The organism is Streptomyces sp. WZ.A104, assembly GCF_002382885.1.
Taxonomy (GTDB): Bacteria; Actinomycetota; Actinomycetes; order Streptomycetales; family Streptomycetaceae; genus Streptomyces.
Genome location: NZ_NWVL01000016.1, coordinates 111,067 through 117,597 on the forward strand (window position 1 = coordinate 111,067; position 6,531 = coordinate 117,597).

Annotated in this window: 2 protein-coding genes and 2 pseudogenes; 3 read left to right on the forward strand and 1 reads right to left on the reverse strand. The window is 70.9% G+C overall.

What is annotated here, in order from left to right; translation table 11 throughout:
* The first annotated feature begins 207 nt into the window (after positions 1–207).
* From CIB93_RS11730 to CIB93_RS11740, 3 genes and pseudogenes are all read left to right on the forward strand, one after another.
* Positions 208–4,078, forward strand: a pseudogene (locus CIB93_RS11730) (endo-alpha-N-acetylgalactosaminidase family protein).
* Between the two features lie 286 nt (positions 4,079–4,364).
* Complete coding sequence (locus tag CIB93_RS11735; RefSeq protein WP_096626725.1) at positions 4,365–5,948, forward strand: acyl-CoA carboxylase subunit beta; 1,584 nt, start codon at positions 4,365–4,367, stop codon at positions 5,946–5,948.
* A gap of 70 nt (positions 5,949–6,018) precedes the next feature.
* Complete coding sequence (locus tag CIB93_RS11740; RefSeq protein WP_096626726.1) at positions 6,019–6,222, forward strand: acyl-CoA carboxylase subunit epsilon; 204 nt, start codon at positions 6,019–6,021, stop codon at positions 6,220–6,222.
* A 90-nt stretch (positions 6,223–6,312) separates the two neighbouring features.
* Here CIB93_RS11740 and CIB93_RS11745 read toward each other — a convergent pair.
* Positions 6,313–6,531, reverse strand: a pseudogene (locus tag CIB93_RS11745) (ATP/GTP-binding protein); the annotation flags it as partial.

Here is a 6,531-nt window from a genome sequence, read left to right on the forward strand (position 1 = left end):
CTTGCCGGAACCGAGCGGGTGTGAAGCGTGACCACCCGGAAGTGGCCCGGAACAAGAGGTGAACGAACCCCCGGTCCGGCCCGCCGGCTCCCCGCCCCGGCCTGTGCACCCCCCACTTGGACTTACGCACCGGGGTTGTTGGACGGAGTCGGCCCCCGGAGCCGAAGTTCGTTGACGGTGTCCCGGCACGGCGGCTACTCAGGGGCCATGTCGCCAAGATGCCCCTCCGTCGGCCTGGTCGCCGTCGCCTCAGCAGCCGTTCTGGCGCTCGTGGGGACCGCCCTCCCCGCCGCAGCCGCCGATCCGTCCCCCGCACCGGCTGGGGCGGCGAAGCCCAGCGGCTCCGCCACCATCGGCTCCCCCCCAGCTCACGGTCGCCGTCGGCGACGACTTCCCGCGCGTCCTCTCGTACACCGACAGGGCAAGTGGCAAGCGGCTCCTGGGCTCCACCCGGCCGGTCACCGCCGTCACCCTCAACGGCACGGCCCACCCGGTGAAGCTCAAGAGCGCGCCGAAGGTCACCGGCTCCGCCGCCCGCTACACCCTCGCCTTCGACGGGCTCCCGGGCGTCGAGATCGACGCCTCGCTGACCGTCTCCGGGCGGGCCGCCACGTTCAAGGTGACCGCCGTCCGGGATACCGCCGCCTTCCGGGTCGGCACGATCGGCATCCCGGGGCACGACCTCATCTCCGTCGGCTCCGCCGAGGCCGGGGCCGCCACCGCGTTCACCACGCTCGACCCGGACTCCACCCGGACCGCCGACCGGTTCGCGAAGGTCACCGGGCAGACACGCCCCGACGCCGCGCCCGTCGGGGCCAGTTACGCGATCCTCAGCACCGGCTCGCTGGCCGCCGCGATCGAGTCCAACTCCTCGTACGACAAGCCATCCGGCCCCACCGGCGGTGACGACGCCCGCTTCTGGCACCAGGCGCGCGCCGAGGAGGGCGGCGGTGTCCGGGTCGGCGTCTGGTCCGGACAGTGGACCTACCGGGGCGAGGGCGCGCCGAAGCCCGAGAGCGGCGAGAACCTGCCATGGGCCAAGGTCGTCATCACCCCGGACGCCAACGGCGACAAGACCGTCGACTGGCAGGACGGGGCCATCGCCTTCCGCTCCATCGGCGTCACCGCGCCCGGCAGCGAGGACACCGCGAAGCGGGTCGTGACCCACATCCCGTTCAACTTCGCCAGCCAGGCCACCCACCCCTTCCTGCGCACCCTGGACGACGTCAAGCGGATCTCCAAGGCCACCGACGGCCTCGGCCAGCTCGCCGTCCTCAAGGGGTACGGCTCCGAGGGCCACGACTCCGCCCACCCGGACTACGGCGGCAACTACAACAAGCGGGCGGGCGGGCTGAAGGACCTCAACACCCTGCTCAGGAAAGGCGAGAAGTGGGGTGCCACCTTCGGCGTCCACGTCAACGCCACCGAGTCCTACCCGGAGGCCAACGCCTTCAGCGAGCAGCTCGTCGACAAGACCAAGCCCGGCTGGAACTGGCTCAACCAGAGCTACTACATCGACCAGCGCCGCGACATCAACAGCGGGGACCTGGAGAAGCGCTTCCAGCAGCTGCGCGACGAGACCGACCGGAACCTCAGCTTCCTCTACATCGACGTCTACTACTCCCACGGCTGGATCGCCGACAAGACCATCCAGTCCGTGCAGAAGCAGGGCTGGACCGTCGGTACCGAGTGGTCCGACAAGTTCGAGCGCGCCTCGCTCTGGTCGCACTGGGCCAACGACCTCAACTACGGCGGGGCCACCAACAAGGGCCTGAACTCGCAGATCATCCGGTTCATCCGCAACGGCGAGAAGGACATCTGGAACGATCACCCGGTCCTCGGCCAGAGCGCCCTGGAGGACTTCGAGGGCTGGACCGGCGAGACCGACTGGAACGCCTTCACCGCCAACATCTGGCAGAAGAACCTGCCCGCGAAGTACCTCCAACAGCAGAGGATCACCCGCTGGGACGGCGACGACATCACCTTCACCGGCGGGGTGCGCGGCACGGTCGAGGACGGGAAGCGGACCTTCTACGAGCAGGGCCGCAAGGTGCTCAGTGGCACCGGCTACCTGCTGCCGTGGGACGCGGGCAGGAAGCTCTACCACTACAGCGAGACCGGCGGCACCAGCAGCTGGGAGGTGCCCGGCAAGGGGCCGTACACCGTCTATGAACTGAGCGACAACGGCCGCGAGAAGGTCGCCACCGTCCGTCCGGTGAACGGGAAGATCACGCTCACCGCCACCGCCGGGCAGCCGTACGTCCTCTACCACGCCCGTGCCCCGAAGGAAGCCGCCGCCGACTGGGGGCAGGGCACGCACCTGAAGGACCCCGGTTTCAACGACCGTGCCCTGAAGGGCTGGAAGAAGACCGGCACCGCCGTACGGCACACCGACGAGCAGGGGCGCAACAGCGCAGCCCTCTCCGGCCCCGCGCAGGCCGCCCTCTCCCAGACCGTCACCGGCCTCAAGCCCGGCAAGCGCTACACCGCCTCCGCCCTCATCGAGGTCGAGCCGGGCAGGACCCGGCGTACGGTGCTGAGCGCGGGCGGGACGTCGGTCGCCGTCGACCGTTCCACGGTGAAGGACCACGTCGCCGCGTCCGACTGGCACGGCACCTACTTCCAGCGCGCCAAGGTCAACTTCACCGCCCCCGCGAACGGCCGCACCGCCCTGCGGATCGCGGCGGCCGCGGGCAGCGGGGCGAGGGTCCGCGCCGATGACGTACGGATCGTGCAGAACGCCCCCGCGACCCGGCCCGGCACGGTGGTGTACGAGGACTTCGAGGCGGTCGACCAGGGCTGGGGCCCCTTCCTCAAGGGCGATGCGGGCGGCTCCACCGACCCCCGCACCAGCATCTCCCAGCTCCACGCCCCGTACACCCAGTCCGGCTGGAACGGGAAGCTGATCGACGACGTGCTCGGGGGCGAGGAGTCCCTGAAGTCCCATGAGGAGAACACCGGGCTCGTCCACCGGACCGCCCCCTGGACCGTCCCCATGCGGGACGGCCACCGCTACAAGGTGGAGTTCGCCTACCAGTCCAGCCACGCCGGGGCCTACAGCTGGGTCGACGGCTACGACCGGGCCGCGGGCGGCAGGGCCACCTCCACGGAGACCCGCTCCACCCCCATCGGACAGCAGCGCACCACCGGCCACTTCAGCCGGACGCTCACCGCGGGCTGCGGCGACACCTGGACCGGGCTGCGCAAGAGGGCCGGAGCGCCCGAGGGCGCGGATTTCGTGCTCGACGACTTCACCGTCACCGACCTGGGCCCGGCCCCCGCGGGGCAGGAGGCCGTCTGCGGCACGCTCGACGTGGCCGCCGACGCGGAGACCCTGGAGCCGGGGGCCGCTAACACGGTCAAGGCGACCTTCGCCAACGACGAGGCGACGGCCGCCACGGGCGTGCGGCTCGCGCTGACCGTGCCAAAGGGGTGGCGGGCCGAGCCCGCGGGCCCGGTCGCCTTCGACACGGTCGCCCCGGGCGCGAAGGTGACCGGCAGCTGGCGGGTCACCCCGCCGGCCGACGCCCCTTACGCGACGTACCAGTTGGAGGCGAAGGCCACGTACGCCGTCGAGGGCGCCGGGCGCACGCTCGGCGCGGGGACCTCCGTCCGTACCCTCCCGCCGCCGCCCACCGAGGACAGCTGGGCCAGTGACCTCGACTGGACGGCCTCGCAGAACGGCTGGGGGCCCGTCGAGCGCGACCTGTCCAACGGGGAGACCGGCACCGGTGACGGGGGCCCGCTGAAGATCGGCGGGGTCGCGTACGCCAAGGGGCTGGGCACCCACGCCCCGGCGAAGATCCGCTACTACCTGGGCGGGAAGTGCGCCTCCTTCACCGCCGAGGTGGGCGTGGACGACGTCCAGGCCACCCGGGGGAGTGTGCGGTTCTCGGTCACCGCCGACGGTACGGAGAGGGTGAAGTCGCCGGTGCTGGGTGCCGCCGATCCGGCCTGGCAGCTCGCCGCCGACATCACCGGAGCGAAGTACGTCGAACTGATCGTCGACGACGCCGGTGACGGCAACGGCAACGACCACGCCGACTGGGGCAACGCCCGTTTCCACTGCGGAAGTTGATGCAGAGGGGCGATACAGGGAGGGGTGGCGCCGGAACCGGAGCCGCCCCTTCGGCCTTTCGTCCCGGAGCGCTGGGCCATACTGGGGGGAGCTCGGCGGCCCCCTCCGTGCCGTGTGGCCCACCGCACACCTTCCCTTTGTGGGGTCTCTACAATGCAAGGCGGCGTTTCGCTGGTGGATCGCCTGCATGGTGCAACGGTTCTGTCCACTCCCACCACGAAACCGGGCGGGAGACTGTACGGAGTCGACGGCACGATTTCTGGGTCCGGGTTCGTAGGGTCAGTACATGACCGTTGTGGACGAAACCCAGGGTGAGCCGAGCGACGCCCGAGGCCGGGTGGCCGAACTGCTGGCCCTGCGCGAGCAGGCACGGCGCGGACCGAGCGAGCGGGCGACCGAGGCGCAGCACGCCAAGGGCAAGCTGACCGCGCGGGAGCGGATCGAGCTGCTGCTGGACCCGGGCTCGTTCAAGGAGGTCGAGCAGCTGCGCAGGCACCGGGCCACCGGGTTCGGCCTGGAGGCCAAGAAGCCGTACACCGACGGTGTCATCACGGGCTGGGGCACGGTCGAGGGCCGCACGGTCTTCGTGTACGCGCACGACTTCCGGATCTTCGGCGGGGCGCTCGGCGAAGCGCACGCCACGAAGATCCACAAGATCATGGACATGGCCATCTCGGCCGGTGCACCGCTGGTCTCCCTCAACGACGGCGCGGGCGCCCGCATCCAGGAGGGCGTGAGCGCGCTCGCCGGATACGGCGGCATCTTCCAGCGCAACACGCGCGCCTCGGGCGTCATCCCGCAGATCTCGGTGATGCTCGGCCCGTGCGCCGGTGGCGCGGCCTACAGCCCGGCACTGACCGACTTCGTCTTCATGGTCCGCGAGACCTCCCAGATGTTCATCACCGGACCGGACGTCGTGAAGGCGGTCACCGGTGAGGAGATCACCCAGAACGGCCTCGGCGGCGCGGACGTGCACGCCGAGACCTCGGGCGTCGCGCACTTCGCGTACGACGACGAGGAGACCTGCATCGCGGAGGTCCGCTACCTCATCGGGATGCTCCCCTCCAACAACCGCGAGAACCCGCCGACCGTCGACAGCGACGACCCCGCCGACCGGCGCAGCGACGTCCTGCTGGACCTGGTCCCGGCCGACGGCAACCGCCCGTACGACATGCACCAGGTCATCGAGGAGCTCGTCGACGACGGCGACTACCTGGAGATCCACGAGCGCTGGGCCCGCAACATCATCTGCGCGATGGCCCGCCTCGACGGCCAGGTCGTCGGCATCGTCGCCAACCAGCCGCAGGCGCTGGCAGGGGTCCTGGACATCGAGGCCTCCGAGAAGGCCGCCCGCTTCGTCCAGATGTGCGACGCGTTCAACATCCCGATCATCACCCTTCTGGACGTCCCCGGCTTCCTCCCCGGGGTCGACCAGGAGCACGGTGGGATCATCCGCCATGGCGCGAAGCTGCTCTACGCCTACTGCAACGCCACCGTGCCACGGATCTCGCTGATCCTGCGGAAGGCCTACGGAGGCGCGTACATCGTCATGGACAGCCAGTCCATCGGGGCCGACCTCACCTACGCCTGGCCCACCAACGAGATCGCGGTGATGGGCGCCGAGGGCGCCGCCAACGTCATCTTCCGCCGGCAGATCGCGGACGCGGAGGACCCCGAGGCCATGCGCGCCCGCATGGTCAAGGAGTACAAGTCCGAGCTGATGCACCCCTACTACGCGGCCGAGCGCGGCCTGGTCGACGACGTCATCGACCCCGCCGAGACCCGCGAGGTGCTCATCGCCTCGCTCGCGATGCTCCGCAACAAGCACGCCGACCTGCCGTCCCGCAAGCACGGCAACCCCCCGCAGTAGTCACCGCCGACGCGGCGCGATCCGCCGCCCGGTCCACGACCATCTGCCGAGAAGACGGAGACACCCCACCATGAGCCTCACTTCCGCCGAGTCCGTCCTGCGCGTCGAGAAGGGGTACGCCGACCCCGAGGAGCTGGCCGCCATCACCGCCGTCCTGATGGCCCGCGCCGCCGCCCAGCCCGCCGCCCCCGCCCGCCGCGGCCGCGACACCGCGGGCTGGCGCCGCCTGGAGCGCACGCCGGGCTTCCGCGCTCCGCACAGCTGGCAGGGCTGACACCAGCCGCCCCGGCGTTCCCAGGGTCACGAAGAAGGGCCCCGCACTCCTGAGGAGTGCGGGGCCCTTCTCGGTGCCGGAGGGGGCCGCTCAGCGCAGGCGTGCCATCAGGGCGTGCTCGACCAGGGTGATGAGCGCGCTCTTGGCGTCGGCGCGGTGCCGGGCGTCCGTCGTCAGGATCGGCGTGTCCGGGCCGATCTGGAGTGCTTCGCGTACTTCGTCGGGGGTGTAGGGCTGGTGTCCGTCGAAGCCGTTGAGGGCGATGACGAAGGGGAGGCCGCTGTTCTCGAAGTAGTCGACGGCGGGGAA